31 protein-coding genes are annotated in these 24,817 nt (G+C 32.4%); 11 read left to right on the top strand and 20 right to left on the bottom strand.

Annotated elements, in window-relative coordinates; translation table 11 throughout:
• Positions 1–221: 221 nt before the first annotated feature.
• Positions 222–1,349, top strand: a complete 1,128-nt coding sequence (locus tag Q385_RS0108105; RefSeq protein WP_028951181.1) for an outer membrane beta-barrel protein — start codon at positions 222–224, stop codon at positions 1,347–1,349.
• Between the two features lie 129 nt (positions 1,350–1,478).
• Here Q385_RS0108105 and Q385_RS0108100 read toward each other — a convergent pair whose 3' ends face one another.
• The 8 genes from Q385_RS0108100 to Q385_RS0108065 are packed head-to-tail and all read right to left on the bottom strand — an operon-like array spanning position 1,479 to position 7,421.
• Positions 1,479–3,017 (bottom strand): ATP-binding protein, encoded by a 1,539-nt coding sequence (locus tag Q385_RS0108100; RefSeq protein WP_028951180.1) that lies wholly within the window; start codon positions 3,015–3,017, stop codon positions 1,479–1,481.
• 2 nt (positions 3,018–3,019) lie between these two features.
• On the bottom strand, positions 3,020–4,132 hold the full coding sequence (gene ychF / locus Q385_RS0108095) for a redox-regulated ATPase YchF (RefSeq protein WP_037919893.1): 1,113 nt from the start codon (positions 4,130–4,132) through the stop codon (positions 3,020–3,022).
• The gene (locus tag Q385_RS0108090; RefSeq protein WP_028951178.1) at positions 4,129–4,395 is read right to left on the bottom strand and encodes a hypothetical protein; all 267 of its coding nucleotides are present in this window, start codon (positions 4,393–4,395) and stop codon (positions 4,129–4,131) included. Before Q385_RS0108090 ends, ychF begins: the two co-directional genes overlap by 4 nt.
• Positions 4,396–4,417: 22 nt before the next feature.
• On the bottom strand, positions 4,418–5,176 hold the full coding sequence (locus Q385_RS0108085; RefSeq protein ID WP_028951177.1) for an SAM hydrolase/SAM-dependent halogenase family protein: 759 nt from the start codon (positions 5,174–5,176) through the stop codon (positions 4,418–4,420).
• Complete coding sequence (gene cmk / locus Q385_RS0108080) at positions 5,173–5,817, bottom strand: (d)CMP kinase (protein ID WP_028951176.1); 645 nt, start codon at positions 5,815–5,817, stop codon at positions 5,173–5,175. Before cmk ends, Q385_RS0108085 begins: the two co-directional genes overlap by 4 nt.
• Complete coding sequence (locus Q385_RS0108075) at positions 5,814–6,563, bottom strand: HAD family hydrolase (protein ID WP_028951175.1); 750 nt, start codon at positions 6,561–6,563, stop codon at positions 5,814–5,816. The genes cmk and Q385_RS0108075 overlap by 4 nt, the downstream gene beginning before the upstream one ends.
• Positions 6,563–7,003, bottom strand: a complete 441-nt coding sequence (locus Q385_RS0108070; RefSeq protein WP_028951174.1) for a CCDC90 family protein — start codon at positions 7,001–7,003, stop codon at positions 6,563–6,565. The genes Q385_RS0108075 and Q385_RS0108070 overlap by 1 nt, the downstream gene beginning before the upstream one ends.
• A 10-nt stretch (positions 7,004–7,013) precedes the next feature.
• Positions 7,014–7,421 (bottom strand): CCDC90 family protein, encoded by a 408-nt coding sequence (locus tag Q385_RS0108065; RefSeq protein ID WP_028951173.1) that lies wholly within the window; start codon positions 7,419–7,421, stop codon positions 7,014–7,016.
• A 132-nt stretch (positions 7,422–7,553) separates the two neighbouring features.
• Here Q385_RS0108065 and Q385_RS0108060 point away from each other — a divergent pair, with 132 nt between their 5' ends.
• Positions 7,554–8,615 carry a cytochrome-c peroxidase gene (locus tag Q385_RS0108060; protein ID WP_028951172.1) on the top strand — a complete coding sequence of 354 codons (1,062 nt, stop codon included), beginning with the start codon at positions 7,554–7,556 and terminating at the stop codon, positions 8,613–8,615.
• Positions 8,616–8,647: 32 nt separating this feature from the next.
• Here Q385_RS0108060 and Q385_RS0108055 read toward each other — a convergent pair whose 3' ends face one another.
• The 5 genes from Q385_RS0108055 to Q385_RS0108035 are packed head-to-tail and all read right to left on the bottom strand — an operon-like array spanning position 8,648 to position 11,055.
• Positions 8,648–9,346, bottom strand: a complete 699-nt coding sequence (locus tag Q385_RS0108055) for a molybdopterin-dependent oxidoreductase (protein ID WP_028951171.1) — start codon at positions 9,344–9,346, stop codon at positions 8,648–8,650.
• 10 nt (positions 9,347–9,356) lie between these two features.
• The gene (locus Q385_RS0108050) at positions 9,357–9,644 is read right to left on the bottom strand and encodes a hypothetical protein (RefSeq protein WP_028951170.1); all 288 of its coding nucleotides are present in this window, start codon (positions 9,642–9,644) and stop codon (positions 9,357–9,359) included.
• Positions 9,644–9,784: a FeoB-associated Cys-rich membrane protein gene (locus tag Q385_RS09420; protein WP_169733176.1), complete on the bottom strand. Its 141-nt coding sequence runs from the start codon at positions 9,782–9,784 to the stop codon at positions 9,644–9,646. The genes Q385_RS0108050 and Q385_RS09420 overlap by 1 nt, the downstream gene beginning before the upstream one ends.
• A 12-nt stretch (positions 9,785–9,796) precedes the next feature.
• On the bottom strand, positions 9,797–10,567 hold the full coding sequence (locus Q385_RS0108040; protein ID WP_028951169.1) for a ZIP family metal transporter: 771 nt from the start codon (positions 10,565–10,567) through the stop codon (positions 9,797–9,799).
• Positions 10,567–11,055, bottom strand: a complete 489-nt coding sequence (locus tag Q385_RS0108035) for a TlpA family protein disulfide reductase (RefSeq protein ID WP_028951168.1) — start codon at positions 11,053–11,055, stop codon at positions 10,567–10,569. Before Q385_RS0108035 ends, Q385_RS0108040 begins: the two co-directional genes overlap by 1 nt.
• Before the next feature lie 130 nt (positions 11,056–11,185).
• On the opposite strand from Q385_RS0108035, the gene Q385_RS09065 reads away from it, so the two are divergent.
• Genes Q385_RS09065 through Q385_RS0108020 form a run of 3 tightly spaced genes read left to right on the top strand, consistent with a single transcriptional unit; the run spans position 11,186 to position 12,119 of the window.
• On the top strand, positions 11,186–11,494 hold the full coding sequence (locus Q385_RS09065) for a 4a-hydroxytetrahydrobiopterin dehydratase (RefSeq protein ID WP_037919892.1): 309 nt from the start codon (positions 11,186–11,188) through the stop codon (positions 11,492–11,494).
• A 53-nt stretch (positions 11,495–11,547) separates the two neighbouring features.
• Complete coding sequence (locus Q385_RS09060; protein WP_051524436.1) at positions 11,548–11,910, top strand: NifB/NifX family molybdenum-iron cluster-binding protein; 363 nt, start codon at positions 11,548–11,550, stop codon at positions 11,908–11,910.
• A gap of 11 nt (positions 11,911–11,921) precedes the next feature.
• Positions 11,922–12,119 carry an FAD-dependent oxidoreductase gene (locus Q385_RS0108020; protein WP_028951167.1) on the top strand — a complete coding sequence of 66 codons (198 nt, stop codon included), beginning with the start codon at positions 11,922–11,924 and terminating at the stop codon, positions 12,117–12,119.
• 34 nt (positions 12,120–12,153) lie between these two features.
• Here Q385_RS0108020 and Q385_RS0108015 read toward each other — a convergent pair whose 3' ends face one another.
• From Q385_RS0108015 to Q385_RS0107985, 7 genes are all read right to left on the bottom strand, one after another.
• Positions 12,154–13,656: an RNA-guided endonuclease InsQ/TnpB family protein gene (locus Q385_RS0108015; protein WP_028951166.1), complete on the bottom strand. Its 1,503-nt coding sequence runs from the start codon at positions 13,654–13,656 to the stop codon at positions 12,154–12,156.
• Between the two features lie 95 nt (positions 13,657–13,751).
• Positions 13,752–14,606 (bottom strand): type II secretion system minor pseudopilin, encoded by an 855-nt coding sequence (locus tag Q385_RS0108010; protein WP_028951165.1) that lies wholly within the window; start codon positions 14,604–14,606, stop codon positions 13,752–13,754.
• Entirely contained in the window at positions 14,603–15,232 is a 630-nt protein-coding gene (locus Q385_RS0108005; RefSeq protein ID WP_028951164.1) for a hypothetical protein, read from the bottom strand. Before Q385_RS0108005 ends, Q385_RS0108010 begins: the two co-directional genes overlap by 4 nt.
• Complete coding sequence (gspD, locus tag Q385_RS0108000; RefSeq protein WP_028951163.1) at positions 15,229–17,259, bottom strand: type II secretion system secretin GspD; 2,031 nt, start codon at positions 17,257–17,259, stop codon at positions 15,229–15,231. The genes Q385_RS0108005 and gspD overlap by 4 nt, the downstream gene beginning before the upstream one ends.
• Positions 17,260–17,267: 8 nt before the next feature.
• On the bottom strand, positions 17,268–18,677 hold the full coding sequence (locus tag Q385_RS0107995; RefSeq protein WP_028951162.1) for a GspE/PulE family protein: 1,410 nt from the start codon (positions 18,675–18,677) through the stop codon (positions 17,268–17,270).
• Positions 18,677–19,741, bottom strand: coding sequence for a hypothetical protein (locus Q385_RS0107990; protein ID WP_028951161.1), 1,065 nt, complete (start codon positions 19,739–19,741; stop codon positions 18,677–18,679). The genes Q385_RS0107995 and Q385_RS0107990 overlap by 1 nt, the downstream gene beginning before the upstream one ends.
• On the bottom strand, positions 19,738–20,145 hold the full coding sequence (locus tag Q385_RS0107985; RefSeq protein WP_156925211.1) for a hypothetical protein: 408 nt from the start codon (positions 20,143–20,145) through the stop codon (positions 19,738–19,740). The genes Q385_RS0107990 and Q385_RS0107985 overlap by 4 nt, the downstream gene beginning before the upstream one ends.
• Positions 20,146–20,219: 74 nt before the next feature.
• On the opposite strand from Q385_RS0107985, the gene gspC reads away from it, so the two are divergent.
• The 6 genes from gspC to Q385_RS0107955 all read left to right on the top strand — a co-directional run bounded on the left by gspC (position 20,220) and on the right by Q385_RS0107955 (position 24,735).
• Positions 20,220–20,990 (top strand): type II secretion system protein GspC, encoded by a 771-nt coding sequence (gene gspC, locus Q385_RS09165; protein ID WP_051524434.1) that lies wholly within the window; start codon positions 20,220–20,222, stop codon positions 20,988–20,990.
• Between the two features lie 13 nt (positions 20,991–21,003).
• Positions 21,004–21,411, top strand: coding sequence for a type II secretion system major pseudopilin GspG (gene gspG / locus Q385_RS0107975; protein WP_028951159.1), 408 nt, complete (start codon positions 21,004–21,006; stop codon positions 21,409–21,411).
• A complete protein-coding gene (locus Q385_RS09050; RefSeq protein ID WP_037919890.1) occupies positions 21,399–21,692 on the top strand; it encodes a type II secretion system protein in 294 nt (97 codons plus the stop codon). The genes gspG and Q385_RS09050 overlap by 13 nt, the downstream gene beginning before the upstream one ends.
• The gene (locus Q385_RS0107965) at positions 21,649–22,161 is read left to right on the top strand and encodes a prepilin-type N-terminal cleavage/methylation domain-containing protein (RefSeq protein ID WP_028951158.1); all 513 of its coding nucleotides are present in this window, start codon (positions 21,649–21,651) and stop codon (positions 22,159–22,161) included. The genes Q385_RS09050 and Q385_RS0107965 overlap by 44 nt, the downstream gene beginning before the upstream one ends.
• Positions 22,158–23,339: a type II secretion system F family protein gene (locus Q385_RS0107960; protein WP_028951157.1), complete on the top strand. Its 1,182-nt coding sequence runs from the start codon at positions 22,158–22,160 to the stop codon at positions 23,337–23,339. Before Q385_RS0107965 ends, Q385_RS0107960 begins: the two co-directional genes overlap by 4 nt.
• A gap of 79 nt (positions 23,340–23,418) precedes the next feature.
• Positions 23,419–24,735, top strand: coding sequence for a hypothetical protein (locus tag Q385_RS0107955; protein ID WP_028951156.1), 1,317 nt, complete (start codon positions 23,419–23,421; stop codon positions 24,733–24,735).
• Positions 24,736–24,817 lie beyond the last annotated feature (82 nt).

Here is a 24,817-nt window from a genome sequence, read left to right as displayed (position 1 = left end):
TTTATAAGTTTAAATAGTTGATTTTTTGGTGTTTTTGTGATTTTCTGATTTTTGGCACGGATTTTGATACTATGATTATTGAAAAAAGAATAAGTTAAAGTTTTAATATTTAAAAGCCGAATAGGGATTGTGATTTTAATCATAGCTGTTGACAAAATAGTTAAAATGTGTTAACTTTTTTGTTAAGAAAATTTAAAAAAATCTTTTTAAGGAGGTTTACTATGAAGAAAGTAGTAGGATTAGCAGCAGCGGGATTACTCGCTACAACTGCGGCAAATGCAGGACAAATCACAGTAGCAAACACAGACATCACACTCTTTGGTGGTGTATCTGCAGCTTACAGCGCTCAAGACAATGATCATCTCTTAAGAGGTGCAGGTTTTTCAAAAGATGCATTCTCTGTTAACAACGTAATCGTTGGATTAACAAAACCAGCTCAAGACGGTGGAATAGGTTTCACAGCTGCGTTTGGTTCTTGGGAAGCTCCAACCGTAGTTGCAAGCTCTAAAGTTGTAAATGGAAATAATACTTTTAGTTTGGATTTAGTAGGACATGGTAAAACTACAGACTTCAAACCTTGGCTTGCGTTTGTATCTTACAAACCAGTTGCAGGTTTAACACTTGATGCAGGTTTACTCTGGACTAATTTTGGTGAAAGGCCAGTCACAATCTTAAACCCACACATTACAAGAGGTGTATTATTCACAGCTAACCCAGTTGCAATGGCAGGTGCAAGAGCTACTTATGATGCAGGTATTGCTAAAGTTTACGTAGGAACTGGTAAAGTTGGAGCTCAATTAATGAGTCCTTTATATGATGCATTAGGAGTTACACCTAAAACATACATAGAAGCAGGTATAACTGGAAACTTAAAACAAGTTGGATTACCTGTTGATGTAGGTTTACATACTTATAACGAAGCTGGTGGAAGAGATATTTACGCTTTAACTGTTGGTGGAGACCTTGGAATAGTATCTCTCGGATTAGAAGTTGACTACTTTAGACCGGATAAATCTTTAAAAGCTGTTCAAGGAAACAGTGATTCTGCATGGGGTGCAGCTCTTTGTGCTAACGTAAAACCAATGGCTGGTGTTCAAGTTCCTGTAAGAATAGAATATGCAGATGCTAAAAAATCTTTATTAATACCAACAATAGCTGATATTTCCGGCGGACAAAAGAATTCTGTATGGACGTTTACAGTTACTCCAACTTATAATCCAACTAAGAATACTTTCATTAGAGCAGAAGTTTCTTACGTAAACTCTGATAAAAAGATTTTCGTTAACGATAAAGGAAATAGCAAAGACAGCAGAACAACTGGAGCTGTTGAGTTAGGATTCTTATTCTAAGGTATATAAATTTTACCGTCAAGGCAGGGTCTAAAAGCCCTGCCTTTTTATTTTTTAATCATAGTAATCAAAGACTCAATAAAACCAAGATATAAAGAATATATAAAGAAAGATTTAACTTATGTTTAACTAAACTTTTTCACACTCAAAATAAACTATATTTCTCTTTTCCTTGCTAAACTCTATACCAATCAAATAAATCTCTCTACAGCTTCCTACATACTTTTCATAATACTTTTTCTCTTTTATCTGACTTAAAGCCTTGTTTTCAGCTTCTTTATCTACCACTTTAAACTCTATTATGTAAGCTCTGTCTTGATAAAACACTGTTAAGTCTATCTTTCCAATGTTAGTCGTATCTTCTGCCTTTGTGTTTAATCCGCTTCCTGTAAATAGTGCATACACCACTGACGCGTAAAATCCTTCGTAGCTGTCTAAATCGTTTCTCCTATACCAATCATTTGGTATGCTTGCAAAGAAGCTGTATAGTGTTTCCTTTAACTTGTCTAAATTGTTCTCTGCTAAACTTCTGTAAATTTGAGACTCTGGTCTGTAGCTTAGTCCAACTCTATCAATGTAGTTTAAAAATGCCTTGTTAAAACTTGTCCTTACTTCAAAATTAGGATAACTCAAAAGATAATAAATCTCATCTCCAAGAGTGTAAGTATCTTTTATAGTCAAATATCCACTTTGGAATAAGATATTTTCAACCTTTACATTATCTATGTCAAGATTAGAAATAATTCCTTCATCAGCTTCCAAGTTTTCTAAGTTTGGTAGATAATACTTATTTTTGTAAAACAATTTAACTAAAAAGGTTGGCGTTCCAGTTTCAAACCAGAAAGGTCTAAAGATTTTCTCGCTAAAAAATAGTAATATATCAAAAGGATTATAAACCTTATCACCAAGCCAATTATAGCCGTTATACCAGTATTTTAGTTTTTCTAAGTCTATTCCTTCCAATCTATCTGCAAATATAGTTTCAAGCTCTGACTGAGTATATCCGCAAATAGTTGCAAAGTTTGGAGATATAGTGATGTCTTGAAGCTGATTTAAACCGCTAAATATAGATACTTTTGAAAACCTTGACACGCCTGTTAAAAATACAAACTTTAGATAAGGCTCTGCTGTCTTCAAAACGCTGTAAAAGTCTTTTAAGACTTCCCTTATTTCAATTACTTTTTGCTGGTCTTCTATTTTGTCTAATATCGGTTTGTCGTACTCGTCAACTAATACTACAACAGGATTTTTATATGTATTGTATAGATTGAATATAAGGTCGTTAAACATAAATCTTATGTTATTTGTTTCTTCCATTTCCAAGTTATATATTAATTTGTGATGTTTTAACTGTCTTATTATCCACTCTTTTAAGTCTTGTGAGTCTTTGACTACACCACCGCCAAAATCTATGTGTATAACAGGATACTTTACACTCCAGTCCCAGTTTTTCTCTAAATACAGTCCTTCAAACAGCTGTTTATTACCTAAAAAAGCCTGTTTTAGAGTATCTACAAACAGAGATTTTCCAAATCTTCTTGGTCTGCTTAGGAAGAAGTATTTTCCGTTATCTACTAACTTTTTGACAAAAGGCGTTTTATCTACATAGTAGTAGTTATCTTCTCTAATACTTTTAAAGCTTTGTATTCCTATTGGTAGTTTTTTCATCTTTACACATTAAATCTAAAGTATATTACGTCTCCGTCTTTTACTTCGTAATCTTTTCCTTCTATTCTTACTAATCCAAGCTCTTTTGCTTTTTGTATTGAGCCTATTTTTATTAGGTCTTCGTAGTTTATAACTTCAGCTGCTATAAATCCTCTTTCTATGTCTGAGTGTATTTCTCCAGCTGCTTGGGGGGCTTTAGTGCCTTTTTTGATAGTCCAAGCTCTTGCCTCTTTTTCTCCTGCTGTAAAGTAGGTAATCAATCCAAGCAGGGAGTATCCTGTTTTTATCATCTTGTTTAATCCTGGTTCTTCTAAACCAAGAGCGTTTAAAAACTCTTTTCTTTCTTCTTTGGGAAGTTCTATCAGCTCCTGCTCTACTTTACCACATAACACAACTACAGGAGACCCTTCTTTTTCTGCTTTTTCTTTGAGTTGTTGTAGGTAAGGGTTGTTTTCTCCGTTTGGAAGGTCTTCTTCTGGAATGTTTGCCACGTACATTAGAGGTTTTATAGTTATTGGAAATAAAGTTTTATTTAGCCATTCTAACTCTTCTTTTTCAAATTTATCTGTATTTGTTCTAAGAGGTTTTAAATCTTCTAAAATTGCTTTTGCTTTTTCTAATACTTCTACTTCAAACTTTGCTTCTTTACTGCCTGTTTTTGCTGCCTTTGCTGATTTTTCTAATCTTTTTTCTATAGATTGTAAGTCTGCAAGAATAAGCTCTGTTTCTATAATCTCTGCATCTCTTACAGGGTTTACTGAGCCTTCTACGTGTATTATGTCAGGGTCGTCAAAACATCTAACTACGTGTGCTATAGCTGATACTTGTCTGATGTTTGCTAAAAATTGGTTTCCAAGCCCTTCTCCTTTACTTGCTCCTCTTACAAGTCCTGCTATGTCAACAAACTCTATAGTTGCTGGGACTATGTTTTTACTTTTTTCAATTTCTGCTAATTTGTAAAGTCTTTCATCTGGGACGTTTACTATTCCAACGTTTGGGTCTATAGTGCAGAAAGGATAGTTTGCAACGGAAGCTTTTGCCGTTTCTGTAAGTGCGTTAAATATTGTAGATTTCCCTACGTTTGGAAGTCCTACTATTCCTATGTTCATCTTCATCTATCTTCTACCACCTCTTTACCAAAAATTTTATTTAAGCGGATTAATAAACTATCTTCGTTTAGAAAAAGTGCAACCTTTCTCTCTTGTGGAATCTCGTAAATGAATTTATAACTGCCATCTCTCAACAGCTTTACAAACAAATCAAATTTTGTATTTTCTCTGTATCCAGTTATCCATATTTCTCGTGTTTTATCGTGGTAGAAAATTGGGAAGTTGTTCTCTTGTGCTATTTGGTTTAAAAGTTCTAAAATCTTTTCCATAACTACCTCTTTTTAAAGTAAATTAATATTCTACCAAAATTTGTTCTTCTCTGGTGGCGTTAAACTTTTCTTTGAAGCTGTCCATCGGTATAAAAAGCTCGTAAAATCCAAAACTTCCTTTTATAAGGTTTGGTTTATCTTTATCTCCTTCTAAAAAGTTATTTTTAACTTCTGATATTACATAATTTTTGTAGTAGAGTTTAAAGTTTTGTGGAAGATAAGACAGGTTCGTTATTGCGTTTCCAAATTTGTCAAAGGTTAGTATTTTACCTATTATTTTGTTATCTTTTTCTATTGGGTCAATATTTGATATTTTTTGATAATCTTCGATAGGTTCTCCTAAATCTTCAATACTTGATCCTTTTGACAGGTATCCAGATGCAGGTGCAAAAATGTCTCTTCCGTGAAATGTGTTTGTATCTGTTTTTAATTGATAATTTTTTATATGTACTATTTTTTCTACCTGCTGGTTTTTAAGGGCAAGGGTTAAAAGTCCATTGTCAGGTGCTACAAAGTAATAATCTTTTGTTTTTACTGCAATAGGCTTTCTGCTTGTTCCTACGCCTGGGTCAACTACACACATAAATATAGTGTTTTGTGGAAAGTATTTATAGGTTGCATTTAAAACTATAGCAGCTTCTAATATGTCAAAAGAAGTAATTTCGTGGGATATGTCTATAATGTTTAAATCTTGATTTATAGACAGTAAAACTCCTTTTACAGCTCCCACAAAACCATCTTTTAATCCAAAGTCTGTTAAAAGTGCAACTGTTCTTCTCATTTTTTTATCAGATTTTCTATATAGCTAATGACTTCCTCTATTGTTTTATCGGTTGTATCTACTATAATGTAGTCTTCTGTTGGTCTTAAAGGGGATTCTTTCCTTTCGTAATCCATTTTGTCTCTTTCTATTATTTTTTGGAGTATGTGGTTGTAATCAACTAAAAAGCCTTTTTCTTTCAGCTGCTGGACTCTTCTCTGTGCTCTAATTTCAGGGGAAGCTGTCATGAATATTTTTAGGTCTGCATCTGGGAAAATTTTTGTACCTGCGTCCCTACCTTCTATAACTGCGTTTTTTGCGTTTATTCCTATCTGTCTTTGCTTGTTTACCATTACTTCTCTGACTTTTTTATACCTTGCTATAATTGAGGCTACATTGCCAACTTCTTCTGTTCTTATTTGGTTAGATACGTCTTTTCCATCAAGAAAAACTTTATCATCTATCAAGTCTATGTTTGTGTTTTCTAAAATTTTAACTACTTCTTCTTCGTTGTTTGGGTCTATTGAAGAGGTTATAACTTTAAGTGCTAAAGCTCTATACATAGCTCCTGTGTCTATGTATGTAAAACACAGCTTTTTAGCAAGTAGTTTTGCTATTGTACTTTTTCCACTACCTGCAGGACCATCTATTGATATTATCATTTAATTACCTCTAACAGTTTTTGTGGGTCTTTTATTTTAACTTTTGATGGAACATTTGAGTTATGATTGTTTTCAGGGAGTATAAACTCTACATTTTTTCCTTCTTCTTTGTTGTAGTTATAAACCATAAGGTAATCTGCTATTGTATCTCCTATGTAAAATGTAGGATTTTTATAATCAAACTTTTTAAAAAACAGCTTCATAGGGTAAGAAGACGGTTTTCTAAGATGGGGCTGGGGTATGTCATCTTCTGTAATGATTAAATCAAAGTATTTATACAAACCAAACAGTTTAAAAGTGTAGTCTAAATCTGAAAATGGTCTTCCTGTTATCACTCCCATAACGTCAGATTTTTCTCTGATTGCAGATAAAATTTCGTGGGGAATTATAAGGCTTTCTTTATCTCTGTGTTGTCTATATTTTTCTTCAAAATATTCAACAAGCTCTTTATAATCAGGCAGTTTTATACTATTCTCTTTTGCAAACTTGTAAAAGTCTTCAAATTTTGTGCTGTATGGTTTAAAAATTTCTTTAAATGTTTGTAAATCTTTATTTGATAATGCGTATAAAATTCCAGCTAAAGATGCGTCCCAATCGTTATTTATTCCAAAGGTCAGTTTTATATCAAGTAAGTCTTTTAAATCGTTATCTTTTTTAGAAAAAAAATCAACTGTATCTTTTATAGAGTAATGGTAAGATTTACTAACGTCAATCAAAACGCCGTCAACGTCAAAAATAACTATCATTATTTAACAGCTCCAAAAATGATTTTCATAATCAGCTCCAAAGAGTTTTGATTGAGTGCAACCATTAAGATACCTAAAACAATTATCCACATTTTTAAAACTTTTATCTCTCCTTTTACCTCTTGCCTTAAAGCGTTTATCTCACCCTTTACTTCTTGTCTCAAAGCTTCAATTTCGCCTTTCAGCTCTTGCCTTACAGTTTCAATTTCTTGTCTGACTAATTCGATTTCTTGTCTGGTCAATAGTATATCTTCTTTAGTGGCTAACTCTTTTCTAAGTTCGTCTCTAAGTTCAATTTTTCTTTTTTTAGTTTCTTCTACTGTTTTATCTTCAAGCTGTTTTTGAGTTTCTTCAAATACTTTTACTACTTCTAACGCAGTTTCTTTACCCAACTTTTCTGCAAGCTTTTCATACAGCTCCACTGGTATAGCTAATGGCATTTAAACACCTCTATCTGATATTTCCAAAAATTATTCTCAAAATCAGCTCCAAAGAGTTTTGATTTAATGCAACCATTAAGATACCTAAAACAATTATCCACATTTTTAAAACTTTTATCTCTCCTTTTACTTCTTGTCTTAAAGTTTCAATCTCACCTTTCAGCTCTTGCCTTACAGTTTCAATCTCTTGTCTGACTAATTCGATTTCTTGTCTGGTCAATAGTATGTCTTCTTTGGTGGCTAACTCTTTTCTAAGTTCGTCTCTAAGTTCAATTTTTCTTTTTTTAGTTTCTTCGACTACTTTATCTTCAAGCTGTTTTTGAGTTTCTTCAAATACTTTTACTACTTCTAACGCAGTTTCTTTGCCTAACTTCTCTGCAAGCTTTTCATACAACTCCACTGGTATGGTTAGTGGCATTTTCTTAGTCCTCCCAATAAACTAAAAATATTTTACAATACAATAGATAATTAAAAGCAGTTTTTAAATTTGACAAGGTAGAGTTTAAGGTTTATAATTATTAATAATTATTACTAATAAGGAGGTTCAGTGATGAAAAAGTTATCAGTAATGGCTCTATCTGCTTTGGTAGCTGTTGGTTCAATAGCTGGTTATACTGTGGCACAGCAAAAAATTAACGACAAAGACCTTTTAAATCAAGCAAAGAATTATTTCCAACCATTACCTAAAGAAATACCAGCTCCTTCTGATAATCCTACAACTAAAGAAAAAGTTCAGCTTGGTAAAATGCTTTACTACGACCCAAGACTTTCTTTAAGTGGAGTTATAAGCTGTAATACTTGCCACAACTTAGCAACTTACGGAGTTGATGGAGTTGAAACTTCTTTGGGACATAAGTTCCAAACAGGTGGTAAAAACGCTCCAACAGTTTTAAACGCTGGATTCCACATAGCTCAATTCTGGGATGGAAGGGCAAAAACCCTTGAAGAACAAGCAAAAGGACCTATCCTCAATCCACTTGAAATGTCAATGCCAGACCCTAACCTTGTAATAGAAAGATTAAAAACTATAGAAGGTTATGTAGCAGAATTTAAAAAAGCATTCCCTAACGAAAAAGACCCTGTTAACTATGACAACGTAGCAAAGGCAATAGCTGCTTTTGAAAGAACTTTAGTAACACCTTCAAGATTCGACGAATTTTTAAAAGGTAATACAAAAGCATTAACTCAGAAAGAGAAAGAAGGTTTGAAGCTTTTTATGGAGAAAGGTTGTGCTTCTTGCCATAACGGAGTGGCTATAGGTGGAACTATGTTCCAAAAGTTTGGTGTAGTTAAACCTTATCCGTACCAAGACCCTAACGACTTAGGAAGATACAACGTAACCAAAAATGAAGCTGATAAATATGTTTACAAAGTTCCTTCTTTAAGAAACGTAACAAGAACTTATCCTTACTTCCACGATGGAAAAGTGTGGGACATAAGAGAAGCTGTTAAGATAATGGGAGAAACTCAGCTTGGAATAACCTTAACTGATGAGGAAATAGATAAAATAGTTGCATTCTTAGACTCTACAACTGGAAAAATCCCAGAAGATGCATTAAAAATGCCAGTATTACCACCATCTTCTCCAAAAACACCAAAACCTAGAATATAAAACAAAAAGGGGGCTTGGTAAGCCCCCTTTATCTATTTAACATCAAAATAATCAACTCTTCTTAATGCTCTATCACTCCAGCCAGATTTTTCCCAATAACCTTTATAATCATGATCTACAACTTCTATCTCTTTTAGCCATTTTGCAGATTTATAACCCCACTTTTCTGGACAGATAACTCTCAAGGGATAACCGTGGTCTAATGACAAATCTTTTATAACTTTTCCATCTTCATCTTTATTTATTCCGTAAACTATTAAAGGATGATAATTTTTCAGGTAATCTAATTCTATGCTTGTATGATAACCATCAAAAGACCTAAATACTACTTCTTTGGCTGTCTTATCTGGATTTACAATATGTAGTATGTCTTCTAATAAAACTCCCTTTACTTTTATTCTTCCGATTTTATCTCCTCTCACATTTGACACACATTCTAATACTACATCTCTTTCAACAGATTTTAAAGATTTTATCTCATCTAAACTTAGAGAAACGCTATTCTTAACTTTTCCATAAACTTTTAATCTATACTCTTTTAAATCCAAATTTTTTACCTGTGAAGGAACACCTTTTATATCAACTATAAACAGTTTATCTTCTGGCGTGTACTTACCTTCTGGAGGGAGCTCCTGTTTTGACTTTTTAAAGTAATCTAACAATCCAGCAAATGAAAGGTTTGGAAATATTAAAGATAAACTGATAATTTTTAGAAAATTTCTCCTTTTCATAGCTAAAACCTCAAAGAATATGTAAAGTTAGCAAAAACAAAAGTATTAATGTATTTAATCCCAAAACTACATAAATATTGAAAAATCTTTTCAAAGTAATAGTTGTATGAAAAAGAATAAGACCGTAAAGTAAAACAGGGAAGATGTAAGCGTGGATAACATAGGCATCTTTTCTGTCTAAAATATTAGAAAATATACTTCCAACTGTTCTTGGTTTTTCAATCCAATAGCCTGTTATAGCTTCTATAATAAACACAGCGTATAGAATAATTGCAATATATAAAGATAGCTTTCTCATTATTTTTCCTTACCACAATCAGACCCTAAACTACAAGCTCCACATTTTCCTTTATTAATGTCATTTTTTACTTTCTTAAAAATGTAGTATCCAGACCAAGCGACTATAACACCTAAAACTAAGTAAGTTAAAATTTCCATAGCAAACCTCCTTCAACCAAACAAGTTATCTAAAACCATCATTACAACAAATCCAAACATTAATCCAAAAGTAGCCTGTGTTTCAAAACCTTTTTTATGAGTTTGAGGAATCATCTCTTTACTGACTACAAAAAGCATAGCTCCAGCAGCAAAAGAAAGTCCTACTGGTAAAATGTAATGGGATATAGAAAAAAGTAAAACCGCAACAACTCCACCTATAGGCTCTACTATTCCTGTTAACAAGGTTATTAAAAATATATCTTTTTTTGAAAAGTTGTTTAAATACAGTGCCAAAGCTACCGCTAAGCCTTCTGGAATATTCTGAATTCCAATACCTGTTGCAAGAGATATTCCTTTTCCTACATCTCCTGTTAAAAATCCAAGAGATGAAGACATTCCTTCTGGAAAGTTATGAATCGTGATTGCAAGTATAAAAAGCCACATCTTCTTTAACGCTTTACTGTCAGAGTTTTCATATATCCTTATAAAGTAATCTTCTGGGATAAACTTGTCAGCGATTAAAAATACAACTGCCCCTGTAAGTAAACCAATAGAAACTATAAAAATTGAAAAATGGTTTTCAAAGATATTGTTTGCCATCTCAATAGCTGGATTCAACAAAGAAAAAAAAGATGCAGAGAGCATAATCCCTGCACTAAATCCTAAAAGAACGTCCTGCATTACAGGAGATACTTTTTTACCTGAAAGTATAGGCAAAATACCAAAAACCGTAGCTAATCCTGATAAGAAGCTTCCAGCAATAGCTAATACTGTTATTTCCATTACAGTAGCTTTTTAATGTTTTCTTCTATTTTCTTAATATCCCTTGCCGTAGTCATTACATCTACAATGTTTCCGTTTTTGTCAATAAATACCAGATATGGAACGTCTACTTTTTCAATAGAGTATCCTTTTATAGAATCACTACCAGCAAGCCATACAGGCATATCTATAGGAATAAACTTTTTAGCCTCTTTAATTTCCTTTGGATTAGATACACTAAGAAGTGGGGCTATGAAAATAACTTTGTCTTTATACTTTTTATACAGCTGATTTATTTTTGGCAATACTTTGTAGGTGTCTACATCTCCTATAGCCCAGTAAACTATAACAGCTGGTTTACCTTTCCCAACATAATCAGATGCTTTAACTACTTTTCCACTTTCATCTTTTCCATAAAAGTCAACAAACTCCTTACCTATTAAATCTTGAGGACTGGCAAAAGACAATCCTACCAATAACAACACAACAGAAACAAATTTTTTAAACATATTAAAACCTCCTTATTAGTAATCATTATTAATTATAAAACACAGCAAAGTTTCAAACTATATTTTAGCTCATATATTTTCTTTAAAAAGAAATTTAGATTTATTTTAAATATTTTTTAGGAGGTTTAATATGGAAAATAAAACACCTTTAACGAAAGAAGAAGTTCTAAAAGCGTTAGAGGATTTAGAAGACTGGCAGTTAGAGTTTAAGTGTATTACAAGAAGATTTTATATAGAAGACTGGGCTAAGATAACAGCATTCTTAAAGGAAGTTGCAAACGCAATAGAAAAGACTAATCATCATCCAGATATTATTTTCCACACAGCAACAAAAACTATCACAATTTCAACCACAACCCATAGCTACGGAGGTATCACTCAGGCTGATATAGATTTAGCTAAGACATTAAACCAATCCCTTAAAAAAATTTTAGGTTAGTATATACTAACTTAGCGTGGTATAATTTTTTTAATAAAGATGGAGGAATAAAAATGAAGATAGCACTACCTGTAAAACCACAGAAGGAAGAATACTTACTATCCCCAGCCTTTGGAAAGGCAAAATTTTTTCTTATCTACGATACAGAAACTCAAGAAGTTAAAATAGTAGAAAATGAACATTTAAGTGGAAGAGATGTTGTAAACATTTTGTCAAAAGAAAAGGTTAATGTAGTTATAACAAACCACTTAGGTGGAGGAGCTTACAGACATATAATAGATTGTGGAATAAAAGCTATTTATACAGAGTCTAAAAACGCGCCTTATAAAGAGGTAATAAATCAATTTTTAGAAGGGAAACTAAGAGAGTTTCAACCTACAGATTTTATGCTTACACCACATATAGCTAAAAAATAAGGGGGATTGTTATGAAGAAAGTAGTAGTTCTTGGTGGTGGGATAGGAGGTATTGAAGCTGCTATCTTTTTAAGAAAGTATAACTTTGACGTAGAAGTTATCTCAGATAGAAATTACTTTTATATTTATCCAATATCAATCTGGATTCCTACAAAAGAAAAAAAGTTTGAAGACGTTATTATACCTATAAAAGAGTATCCTTTTGCATAGACAAATATCTCTAATATGGACATTTATCTATGCATCAGGTTAAGGAACTATCACTCAAACCCTTAAAATACGGATTTTGAGTGAGTAAGCGGAGTGCCTTACTCCAAAGACACTTATACCTCTCAAGTTGCAAATTGGCTATAAACTCTTCAATCTGCAACCTGAGGGCTTGCTTCCTGCCACATACAAACATCCCCTTATCAAAACGTTTGATAAGGTTCCTTGATGCTTGCACGTCGGCATTCAGCTTGTATCCGCATAACCTACACTCAAACTTTTCCTGCGTTTTCCTGTTTTCTTTGTCTACATATCCACAGTTATTACAGGTTTGGGAGCTGTAAGCTGGATTTATCTCTACTACCTGTATTCCATATTCCTCGCTTATTTCCTTTAGCTTATTCTTTATTTCCTTTCTTCCAATCCTTATCAATGCTCTTTTAACTGAATTTGGAAATTTGTTTATTACTTGTTTTAGAAAATACTTTAGATTTTCCACAAGGATAATACTTAGTTTATATCTCTCCACTATCCTGTTTATTATTCTTCTTATCTCGTTTTTAGTGAATTGTTTTAGTTTGAAGTTTAGTTTTATGTATCTTTTGCTTTGTTTTGGATTTATTTTTTGTCTTTGTAAGTTTCTTTGTAGTTTGTCTATCTTATCCGCATACTCTTTTATTTTTTCAAAAAAGTTTCTTCCAAGTAAATCTCCTTTGTTGGTTGTAAATAGTGATTTTAATCCAAAGTCAAGTGCTATTATGTTTTCTTGGGTGTCTGTATTTTCTTTTTTTATTTCTTTTACTCTTTTTATCTCTATGGTTCCTAAATCGTTTTTTGTTATGTGAAAAATGTTAGTATCTTTGCCTTTTCTTTGGTTGTAATAATCTGTCTCTTCTACTGGTATGTATAATACTTGTCTTTTTATGTGTGTTGATAGTCTTATCCATTGTTTGAATTTTTTACTTGTTTTTGATTGTTGAAATTCTCCTGTTTTGTTGTCAACTATTAAGGGAGCATTATTGAATTTGGGTATTTTGTTTGTTTTTAAATATCTGTGAAACAGCTTTTTTATAAGGTGTTTGTTTTGTTGTGATATTTTTATTGTTTTTGTTTCTTCTTTGTTTTCTTTTTTGACTTTTATTTGTATCTCATCTGGTGGATTTAGCCACAGTCCTCTTTTGTTTAATATGTATAGCTGGAGTTTGTTTTCTTCACTGAGTGTGGAATGGGTTATAAGGTTTTTTATATAGTTTTTTGCAATTTCTAAATAAGATGAGTAGGTAGGATATACGAGGTAATTAAAGATTGTGTATTTGTATCTTTCGGATAGAATTGTTTTGATTTGTTTTATGTTTTCTCTTTTGGTTATAGGAGTTTTGGATTTGATGAATTTTTCCCATATATATTTAAAAATTGTGTTTGCGTCTTTTTGGTATAGTTTAAATAGTATGCGAATAGTTTTTAACTTTGATTTATTGGCAAAGTGTTTGTAGGGTAGGGCTCTATATAACTTTTCTTCTTTATTCTTTAAGGATTTCATTTTTAAAACCTGTTTAGTTTATGATATTTTAGCATAACTTATTATAAATGGGTATGTTTTATGTAATTAGTAGCAAGACTTCCGGGAATGTAGATTTAGATTAAAGTTTTATATAAAACTTTTTTTTCATCTCTATTGTAGATGTAATCTGCCTGTAGAGTTGTATCTCCAACGGTCGTTTCTATTTTTATGTGAAACACTTTTGATTTTACATCTATATAATTAGATATTGAGTAAAGTATATCAAATGTAAAACCATCAACCAAAACTAAATCATTTACAGACTTAAAAGGTGTTTTTCTTCTAAACTCTACTATCTTTGATACTAAATTATCATCTAACTTTGGATTTAGAGCTTTTAAAACAGCTGGAGGAACTGTGTTAACGTTTATCTTACCATCTGTAAAAACTGTTGAAACAGAAAAAAGTCCCGGATAGAAATTATTGCCTACCATTTTGCCGTATAAGTCGTCATCTGAAAAACCAAGTAGTTTCAACTCTTCTAAACTGTCCAATGGTCTTTTTTTAACAGGATAATCTATTGGAATACTTCCTTCTTCCGCACCAGTCCAAATGTAAATTCTTTTTAGTAATTCATTTTTTATATACAGCTCTCTAAACAGATTTTCATAAATTTTTCTGTATCCTGAGTCTTTTGTGTTATTCAAATTTATAAATCTGTTTTCATCGTAAATAATTATCTTAACTTTAACTGAATCTTTTTCAAACTCAAAAGGTAAAGCCCAGTTGTCGGTTAAAGTGTCTGTAGAAGGGTCATCTTTATCTAATGCAAACTTTGCAAGTTCAAAGGCTGACTTTGTAATGTAGTAAGCTTGCTGTTTATTGTAAACAGAAGATATAAACTTATACGTAGAAACTGCATCTTGATAAGCTTGTAAAACATAAGAAGACAAAGTTAAAAAAGCCATCAAAACTACAACGACTATCATTGGGTTTTAAACTGTAAGTTTGTAATAGTTCCTGAGATAACAAAATTAAAGCCAATAGCAGAAGCTGTTGCGTTTAGTTTAGAGTTTAAAGGATTTTTCTGGTCAAATGATACTACACCACTTCCAGATATATCTACTGCTTGGGTTCTGCCTTTAAAATCAAAACTTTTTCCTTTAAATAAAAACTCTAAAAACTCAAAATTTCTATTATCAGCTTTAAAGTTTTTCAAAATTAGTTTTCCTACTACTCCTTCTTTTATCTCAACCTCTCCGTTTACACTTTCAAACCCTTCTAAACATTTAAAGTTATCAAACTTAAAGTAGTATCCTCCAAAGGTTTTATGTAAAATCTGAGATTTTTTACTTTGACAAAATAGATTAAGTCCTTGATATAAAGGGGATATTTGTAGGTCAATATCACTATCCTTTATAACTAATTTATCGTTGTAGTAAACGTTTGCTTTTTTTAAGTTTATACTAAAAATACCTTCTGATACACTTTCAGGCATTATAAAAACTTTGTTTTTCATAAGTATTTTATCAATTATCAAAAACTTAGGAGTAAAGGCAAGGATAATTATAAAAGATATTATTAAAGTAATTAGCGTTATAAAAACCTTCTTCATTTATTTTCCTTTTTCAGAGCTTTTTGTATTTCTTCTGCAAGTTTTTTGTGTTCTTCTGTTATTTTTGAAAGCTCCTCTGGAGAGGATATTACGTAAGGTGTTATAAATATAAATAGTGTTGTTTTTTCATCACTTTTTGATTCGTGCTTAAACAGGTTTCCTAAAACTGGTATATCTTTTAAAAACGGAACACCTTCCATAGTCTTTATAGTTTTGTTGTTAACAAGACCACCTATAACTATAAGCTGACCGTTTTCTACAACCACGTCAGAGTTTAAGGCTCTGTTTGACGTTACAGGTACTGTGTAAGACAGTCCTCCAACAGATGGGTTTATAAAGTCAGTTACTTCTTGTAATACGAGATTAATAGATAGTCTTAAGTTTTTTTCTGATGCAACCCTTGGAACGACCCTTAAATCTAAACCTACTTCTTTATAGTCGTAAGTAATAATAGGCTGTCCGTTTATGTCAAATCTTACACCGCTTGCAAAAGGTATTACATTACCTACTTTTATCTGGGCAAGCTGATTGTCAAGAGTTAAAACTTTTGGGTTTGATATTATGTTAAACCCTGTTCCACTCTCTAAAAGAGACAAAAGTAAAGCTAAATCAGGAAAGACTACGCTCGTCCCACCAATGGATACTGTTTTCCCAGAAGAGCTTAAAAATCCAAGTAAAAAGTTTCCAGATACAAAAGACTGATATATACTGTCCTGTGTTGCACCTCTAAAGGTAGCTCCTCCAAGACTTCCTACAGCCTGCCACCTTACACCTATATCAAGGAGTTTTTTTGTAGATGCTTCTATAATGGTTGTTGTAAGGAGCACTTGCTTTCTTCTAACGTCAAGATTTTCGATAAACTTTTTAATTCCTTCATACTCTTTTGATGTTGCGTAGAGTATTATTGAGTTTGTACCCATATCAAACCCTATTTTAATACCTTCTTTTGTTGTTATTGTTGGTATTTGTGTCTGGGTTTGGACTTGGACATTTGTTGTAGGAGTTGCAAGTGTATTTGTTGTCTGTATTGGAGATAATGGATTTGTAGGGTTAACTTGTCTGTTTTCTGTAAATGTTGTCGGCTGTTGAAGATTTTGAATAGGTTGATACTGCTGAATTTGAGTCTCTGTTGCAACGGGAGAAATACCTGTAAATAAAGATGATAGACTTTTACTTATTTCTGCAACAGTAGTGTATTTAAGCGGTATGATGTAGAAACTCCTTCCTTCTGTTAAAACTCTGTCTGTATCGAGACTGTCTAAAATAGATTTTAAGTACTGGTAATTAACTTCGTTTGCGTATATTACTATTGAGTTGCTTTCACTGTTAGGTGCTACTAAAACCTGACCTGACTTTTGCATAGCTGTTAGTAATGGGCTTAAAGTTTTATAGACTTCTTCCGCTTTTAAGAATTTTAACGGGTAAACGTACAGGCTTCCAGACTTTTCTTTACTGTCTAAAACTTCAAGAAGGTTCTTTATTAGGTCTACATTTGCTTTGTAGTCATAAACTATTAATGCGTTAGACTGTAAATGGACAGAAACCTTTGAAGAAGGAGATAAAAACGGTCTTATGGCGTTTAAAATGTCGTTTGCATTAGAGTTTTCTAGAGTGTAGATAAAAAACTCCATAGACCCAGAAGCTGTTGCTTTGGATAACGTCGGTAAAGTTTTGTTTACGGGAACTATTCTTACTAAGTTTTTATCTTCTATCACTGCAAGGTTATTCATAGCTAATACTACTGTAAATAAATCCCAAGCTTCTTTTATTGATACAGGTTTGCCTGACGTTAAGGTTATATTTCCTTTTACATCTTCTGAAAGGATTATATTTTTCCCTGTTAAAGTTGCCATAAAGTTTACTACGTCTGATATGTCTGCATCTTTAAAGTTTAGAAGGACTTTTCCTTCTTTTTTTGCCTTTAATACCTGTGTTTGTTTATCATTGTCAGGAAGATTTTTTTCTTCTGCAAAAGCCAAGTTATTGAAAAAAACTATTAATAAAAGTATAGTTAATAACCTTCTCATCTTCCCTCCTACTTTATAACCGATAGTATTTCTTGGGGTGTTGTAATTCCTTTTAAAACTTTACTTACTCCATCTTCAAACATTGTCTTAAAACCTTTTTCTACAGCCATTTTTAAAATTTCATTACTGTCTTGAGTTTTCACTATCAAGGATTTTAGGTCTTGGTCAAACTCTAACACCTCGTATATACCTATTCTTCCTTTATAGCCTGTGTTCATACATTGGTCGCAACCTTCTCCTTTATAAAAGGTATATTCTCTGCTTGGGTCTAACTTCAACTCTAACACTTCTATCTGGCTTGGTTTGTAAGGTTTTTTACAGTTATTACATATTTTTCTTACAAGTCTTTGTGCTACAACTCCTTCTAACGAGTTTGCTATCAAAAATGGCTCTATTCCCATATCTACAAGCCTTGCCACAGAAGAAACTGCATCGTTTGTATGTAGCGTAGATAAAACAAAATGTCCTGTTAGAGCTGCGTGGACTGCTATGTCTGCTGTTTCACTATCCCTTATCTCTCCAACCATTATTATGTCTGGGTCTTGTCTTAGGATAGACCTTAAACCTGATGCAAATGTTAGACCTACCTTTGGGTTTACCTGTATCTGATTTATACCTTTTATTTGGTATTCTACAGGGTCTTCTATGGTTATGATGTTTTTTCTTGGGTTTTTTATAAACAGTAAAGACGCATATAGAGTTGTACTTTTTCCAGCTCCCGTAGGTCCCGTTACAAGAACTATTCCGTAAGGTTTTTGAATAAGTTTTTTATATCGTTTTAAATCTTCTTCGTCAAACCCAAGGTCTTCTAACGTGAGTAAAAATCCTGACTTGTCCAAAAGTCTCAACACTACTCTCTCTCCAAAAACCGTTGGAACTACAGACACCCTTATGTCAAGATCTTTAGCACCTATCTTTACTCCTATTCTTCCATCTTGTGGAATTCTCTTTTCTGCTATGTTTAAGTTTGCCATTACTTTTATTCTTGAAACTACTGAAGAGTAAGTATTAGGAGGTATTTTTAAGTATTCGTGTAAAACGCCGTCCATTCTAAATCTTATCAGACACTCATCTTCGTAAGGTTCAAAGTGAATGTCAGAAGCTCCCAGTGTATTTGCTTTTATTAAAATAGAGTTAACAAGGTTTACTATTGGGCTATCTTCTTCTACTGAGAGTATATCAGATACTGTTTTTACTTCTTCTGTTTGAGTCTCAATGACAATCTCTTCTTGGGATAACTTTTCTTGTAAGAGTTTTGAAAATTCATTTATAGGAAGTTTTTTTAAAATAACGTTTTTTCCAGTTTTAAACCTTATCTCTTCTACTGACAAAAAGTTATAATTTTCTGGGACTACTAAAACTATCTGGCTTTCGTTTTCACTTTCTACTATAAATTTATACTCTTTAAGTATGTTCATTATTTAACCTCTATCTCAAATTCAAAGTTTCCTGAAGGAGTTTTTTTTACAGATTTAGCAAAGGTTGGAGCTGTAGGAGATTCTCCCTTTACAGTTAAAACTCCTTCAAAGTACTCTATAGAGTAAATTTTAGAGTTAGGAGGCAGGTTAACTTGTGAAAGAAGTTTAGACAAGTCAAAACTTAAAGATGTTTTTACTTCTGCCTTTAACTGTTGATATGGTGATACCGCTGGAATATCAGGAAAGGCGGACTTAAATATTTTAGTTTGGGTCAGTTTCATATTTTTTATTGCTTTTTGTGAAAAGTAAGACAGTGTAAAAAAAGCACCTACATAAATTAAAACTAATCCGAGAATTGCAACTTTTAACTTTTCGAGTTCTTCTTTGGTTATCTGGGATTTTTTAAAAGAAAGAAAATCACTATCAAAAATTTGTTTTAACGCAACGGCTGTAGCTAAGCTATAACTGTTTTCAACGATTTTAGAAGAAGATAGAGCCTGAGACAGTGATTTTTTAGTGTTTAAATCTACATTTCCTATAACCAACAACGGTTTTTGTTTTTCTATGAAAGGAAGCTGGTCTAATATCAGGTTTATCTCTTTTATTCCGTTTATAACTCTGTAGTAAGATATAGCTGAATTTTCTACAAGGACAACTACTACTTTGTCTCCCTGAAAATTAAAAATATATCCAGTATCTTCATTATTTATTTTAAGTAATCTTTTTAGAGAAAAAATCTCTCCATCTAAGGCATAGTAATCTTTTGGAATGTTAAAATCTTTTAAAACCATAATGTGAACTGTGTTTTTTTCTTTGTCTATGTAAATGTCATACTGTAATCCTGAATATCTTTCTTCTATAAGTAGTTTATAGTAGTTTAACACTTCGGTTGTGTTTGTTATCTGTAAATTTTCCCAAAAGTAAATCATCTTATCTGCTGGGACTGTGTAGATTTTATTTTTAGACTGTTTGTTTACTACATTCCAAGTTTTTTTTAACAGGTCAAAGGCAACCGTTGAGGTATTACCTTCTGAATCTATTCCCGTAAAGTATCTTTTTATCATCTGACTACCATAAACACACTCATTTTCCCAAGTCCAGTATTGTCAACAGCTTTTAAGTTTTTTATATTTATTCCATTGCTTTCAAGCTCATAAATCACTTCAACTAAATTATACGGATTTACTTGTTTTAATTTAACTTCTATTCCGTTTTCTCCTGTATATATACTATCTACTTCAAAATTTTTTGACTTAAGAAACTGAGATAGGGAGGTCTCATCTGCTTTTAAACTTGTTTGGATACGGTTGTTTAATAAGAATTTCATCTCTTTAACCTTGGAGTACTCGTTGTTGTACTTACCAATAAAATCTCTATACTTGCCATAAGTTAAAACCAGTAAAAAAATGTTTAAAACAGTTATCAAGATTAAAACGTATTTTTTATCTATCTTAAGTTGGTTAATCAAATCCATAACTAAATTATAACACAAATTTAAGATGGGTATATAATAATTATATTAACTTTTTTAAAGAGAGGATTATGTATTTAGTTTACTACAATGTATTTATTTCTTTTTTGACCTTTTTGGGTCTTGTTTTTGGGATTTACTGGTTAGGTAATGTAAATTATGATTATGTACCTAAAACTCATTCTGAACTTTTAAGCAAGTCAAACATTTTATCTAATTGGAATAATCTATATAAAGAGGAGAAAGGCGAAAAGGTTAGTTTATTTCCAGAATTAGAGCTAAAAGCCACTTCCATTGGATACAAAAATTTTGCACTTATAAAAGTAGATGGAAAGTCTTTCGTAGTAAGTCAAAATCAAACCGTTAACGGCATAAAAATTTTTAAAATATCAAAAGACTACATAATCATAAGCTACAAAGACCAGCAGAAAAAGATAAAGTTAGGAGAAGCTGTAAAACAACCTCAAAAAAATCAACCAAATAGCTCAACACCTGTTAATCTACCACCTCTTGAGTCTATACTACCAACTAATAAAATATCAAAGTCAGAGTTAGAAAGACTTACAGCTGACCCAGGAATAATGTTTACTCAAATAAGACTTATACCTTATGTAGAGGGAGGACAGACAAAAGGTTTTAGATTTGACTGGATACAAGATGGAAGTCTGTTTCAAAAGATGGGGCTACAGGTTGGAGATGTTTTAGTTGCTATAAACAACCAGCAGATAAACTCTGGAGAAGATGCATTTAGAATACTCCAGATAATAAGAAATGAACCTAACTTTAAAGTATCTATACTTAGAAATGGAAAAATGTTAGAATTAAATTACTTTGTTGAATAAAAAGGAGACAGATATGAGAAGGGAAAAGGGGTTTACACTTATCGAGCTTTTGGTGGTTATTATTATCTTGGGACTACTTGCTGCACTTGTAGTTCCAAAAATAACAGGAAGAGTAGATGAAGCAAAAGTAGAGACTACAAAAGTCCAGCTTAAAGCTATAAAAGATGCATTAGAACAGTATAAATTAGACAATGGTATGTACCCTACAACCCAGCAAGGATTAAAGGCACTTGTAGAAAAACCTACAACTCCACCAATTCCACCAAGATGGAGACAGTATTTAGACAAACTTCCAAAAGACGCTTGGGATAACGACTACATATACATATCCCCAGCTCCTAACAAACCTTACGAACTAAAATCAGCAGGTCCTGACAGAACAGAAGGAACAGAAGACGACATATCAGTATGGAACAATTAAAAAGTAAAGAAGGCTTTACACTTATAGAAGTTTTAATAGCTACAGTGATACTTGGCATTACTTTTACCGTTTTACTTGGACTTTTATACCAAGCACAGAGAGACTTAAACCTTGCAAAAACAGTCTCTTACAACTTTTTAATCTTAGACAGTAGTATAAAAGAAGGCAGGTACGAAGGTATTAACATCACAACAAGAGAGATAAATATTTTATCCATTCCTGTTATTGAGACAACCTATGAAAAAAACGGCGTTTACATTAAAACCTACCAAGCAAAGTAAAGGATTTACACTTATTGAAGTTATAGTAGTAGTGATTATCATATCCCTTGTTTTTTCTGTTTTGTCTTTTGCACTTTACTCATCTATAAAAAACAGTATAGAGACTTCAAAATCTGCAGAAGACTTAAAACAAAAAACACTGTTTTTCTGGGATGCACAGAGAAAGTTTTACACCTCAAACTACATATACTTAAAAGACAACCTTTTAACCCTATACAATACAGCAGGCAACAATCAAGGACTTGTTAAATCAACTTTTTTCTTGAAAGATGGCTTTTTGTGGTATTATGAGTTTCCTTTTGTTTACGGCGACCCTTCTTTTTACGACGAAAAAAACGCAGTAAAACTTTTTAAAATAAAAGATATTAAAATGTACGCAGTAAAAGACAATCAGCAGTTTTTTGAGTTTCAAGGTTTACCAGACTACATTGTTATTGAGATTGACGGAATAAGGATGGTTTTAAGATGACAGAGTATTATTACGAAGGCTACCTACAAGGCAGTAAAGTAAAAGGCAGTATTCAAGCAACAGATAAGCTACAAGCTTTAAAGAAACTGAAAGAAGAAGGTATCATTCCCACTCTTATAACAGAAAAGGAAAAAGGCTTTAATCTAAACCTATTTAACAAACCTTCTGACGACGAGGTTGCCTTTGTCCTTATGCAGATGTACACTCTTTTAAAAAATGGCATTCCTATAACAAAAGTTTTAGAGCTTGTATCGTCTCAAACAGAAAACAAAACTCTATCGTCAGAGCTTATAAAGATAAAGTCAAGTGTAGAAAGTGGAAGAAGTCTATCAGATGCTTTTAAAGAGTCTAACGCTTTTCCACCTTTTTTATCCGTGATGCTACAATCAGCCCAAACTGGAGAAAATTTAGAGTTTGTATTTAAAGTCTCTTCTGAGTTTATACTAAAAGTGTCTCAAATAAAAAGTAAAATAATCTCTTCTTTAATCTACCCTTCTGTTATTATTCTGTTTAGTATAGTGTCTATTTTTATAGCTGTTAAGTTTGTAGTTCCAAAGATTACAGCTGTTTTAGAAAACTTTGGAAAAGAACCACCTTTTATAACAAAACTCATGGTTTACTTTTCAAAGGTTTTGACAGTTATTTTTTATCTAACACCTTTTTTTATATTAGGATTTATATTCAAACACAAGCTTATAAGTAAAGAAAAATATGATAAATTTTTACTATCTATTCCAGTAGTCGGTAAAGTTATTCTTTATTTTAATCTAACAAGGTTTTCCCAAGTTTTACAGATGACCCTCCAGACAAATACACCAATTCAAACAGCTGTAAAACTTTCAATAAACAGCCTTTCTAATGAGTATCTAAAACAATCTCTAAAAGATTTACCAGAAAAAATAGAAAAAGGAAGCTCCATTTCAAAAGCACTTTCTGACATTAAGATACTCCCGCCTTTATTTATAAATTTAATTCAAACAGGAGAGGCAAGTGGAGAGATTGAAAGTATGCTTCAAACTATTTCTAAAGTTTACGAAGATTTAACCGAAAAGGTTATTCAAAGGTGGATAAGTTTTATAGAACCTGCTATGATGTTGATTATAGGTGTTATAATTGCTATAATAGTTATAAGTGTTATACTTCCTATAACAGAGATATCAGCAGGGAAGTTAAAGTAAATAATTTTGTTGACAAAAGAGAGTTTTTATTGTAGAATTATATGGAGTAAAAAAATTAATTTTCTTAGGAGGAGTTACGATGAAGAAAAAAGCATTTCTTGCAAGTGCCATTTTAGCAACTTCAGTAGCATTGTCATCTTGTGGAGGCGGAGGCGGAGGTACTTCATCAACAACACCCCCACCACCACCTCCTCCACCAGCAGCAACTGACGTAGCAAAAGTGTTGGTTTTAGCTCAAAAGGGCTTTACTTCACCAGGCGCACTAATAGGTTTATTTGAAGGAACAGTGAAATCAGACGGAACAGTAGTATGGTCATCAGACCTAAACAGTGGCGATAACGACCTTGACTACTACCATGAGTTTTCAAATAACAATCTACTACTGTATGATACGGGTACTAACGAATTTTACCTTTACTCAAACCAAACTTTAACACCTATAACTCAAGGTGTAGATTATTCAACTGGGAATAATGTTAATGTAGCAGGTATAGCTATGGCATCAAATTACAACATATTCCTACCAAACTTTGTTATTAAAGACAATGGTATGCGTATAGATTACATAATAACACAAAATGGAAAAGTTATAGAAGCAGGAGTTACTGGAGCAGAACATCTAATCTACGCTGGGGAAAACTATGTAGTGTTTGGCGATGGTACAGCTAACGAAAGAGTTTTCATAGTTAAAAAAGATGGAACTATCAAAGAGTTAGACTGGGATGACGCAACTAAAGCAGTAGATCCTATAAATGTGGGAGGAGCGATAGTTTTAGACAGAGTTGAGGGAACAGACACAATCCTTTTAGGTCATAATTCTACTAATGCAAACGCACTTTTTGTTATAGATGATAATGGAGACGTTGTAAGAATTACAAACTCTACTAACGCTGCAACAGGTGATGACCCGATGTCTAACATTGTAGCAGGAAAGATTGTTAAAAACGGAAATAACTTCTTCGTAGCTGTTGGTGATAATGCTAATAATATAGAATACTTCAAAGTTATAGGTCCTGTTGCAAGCTCAGTAGTATTTACTCCTACATCTCCTATATCAGGAGACGCTACTGTTACTTCAGGAAGCTTCTCTCTTGATGGAAACGGACATTTATACTTGATAAGCGATTGTGATATTGATGGAAAATACGAACTTCTTGAAGGATTTATAGATTCAAGCAACATCTTTAACTCAGCATGTAAAAACACTGCTGCTAACGATGCCTTGACAGGATACGTTATGCTCTCATTCTCAAACGGAGTTCTTATGAGTGATGGTGCTAACTTCTTCCATTACATATACGGTAGTTCTCAACCTACAAACGTAGCTCTTAACCCTAACGTGATAAACGCAGTTAATTACTGTAATAATGTTAATAACACAACATACCTTGAGTGAGAAATTCATTTTTTCAATTTTATTTCTAATAAAAAGCCAAAAGTAGCTCGGGTTATAATATACCCAAACTACTTTTGGGAGG

Origin of the sequence: Sulfurihydrogenibium subterraneum DSM 15120, from assembly GCF_000619805.1 — a bacterium.
GTDB lineage: Bacteria > Aquificota > Aquificia > Aquificales > Hydrogenothermaceae > Sulfurihydrogenibium > Sulfurihydrogenibium subterraneum.
This window is presented reverse-complemented; position numbering and strand designations above follow the sequence as displayed.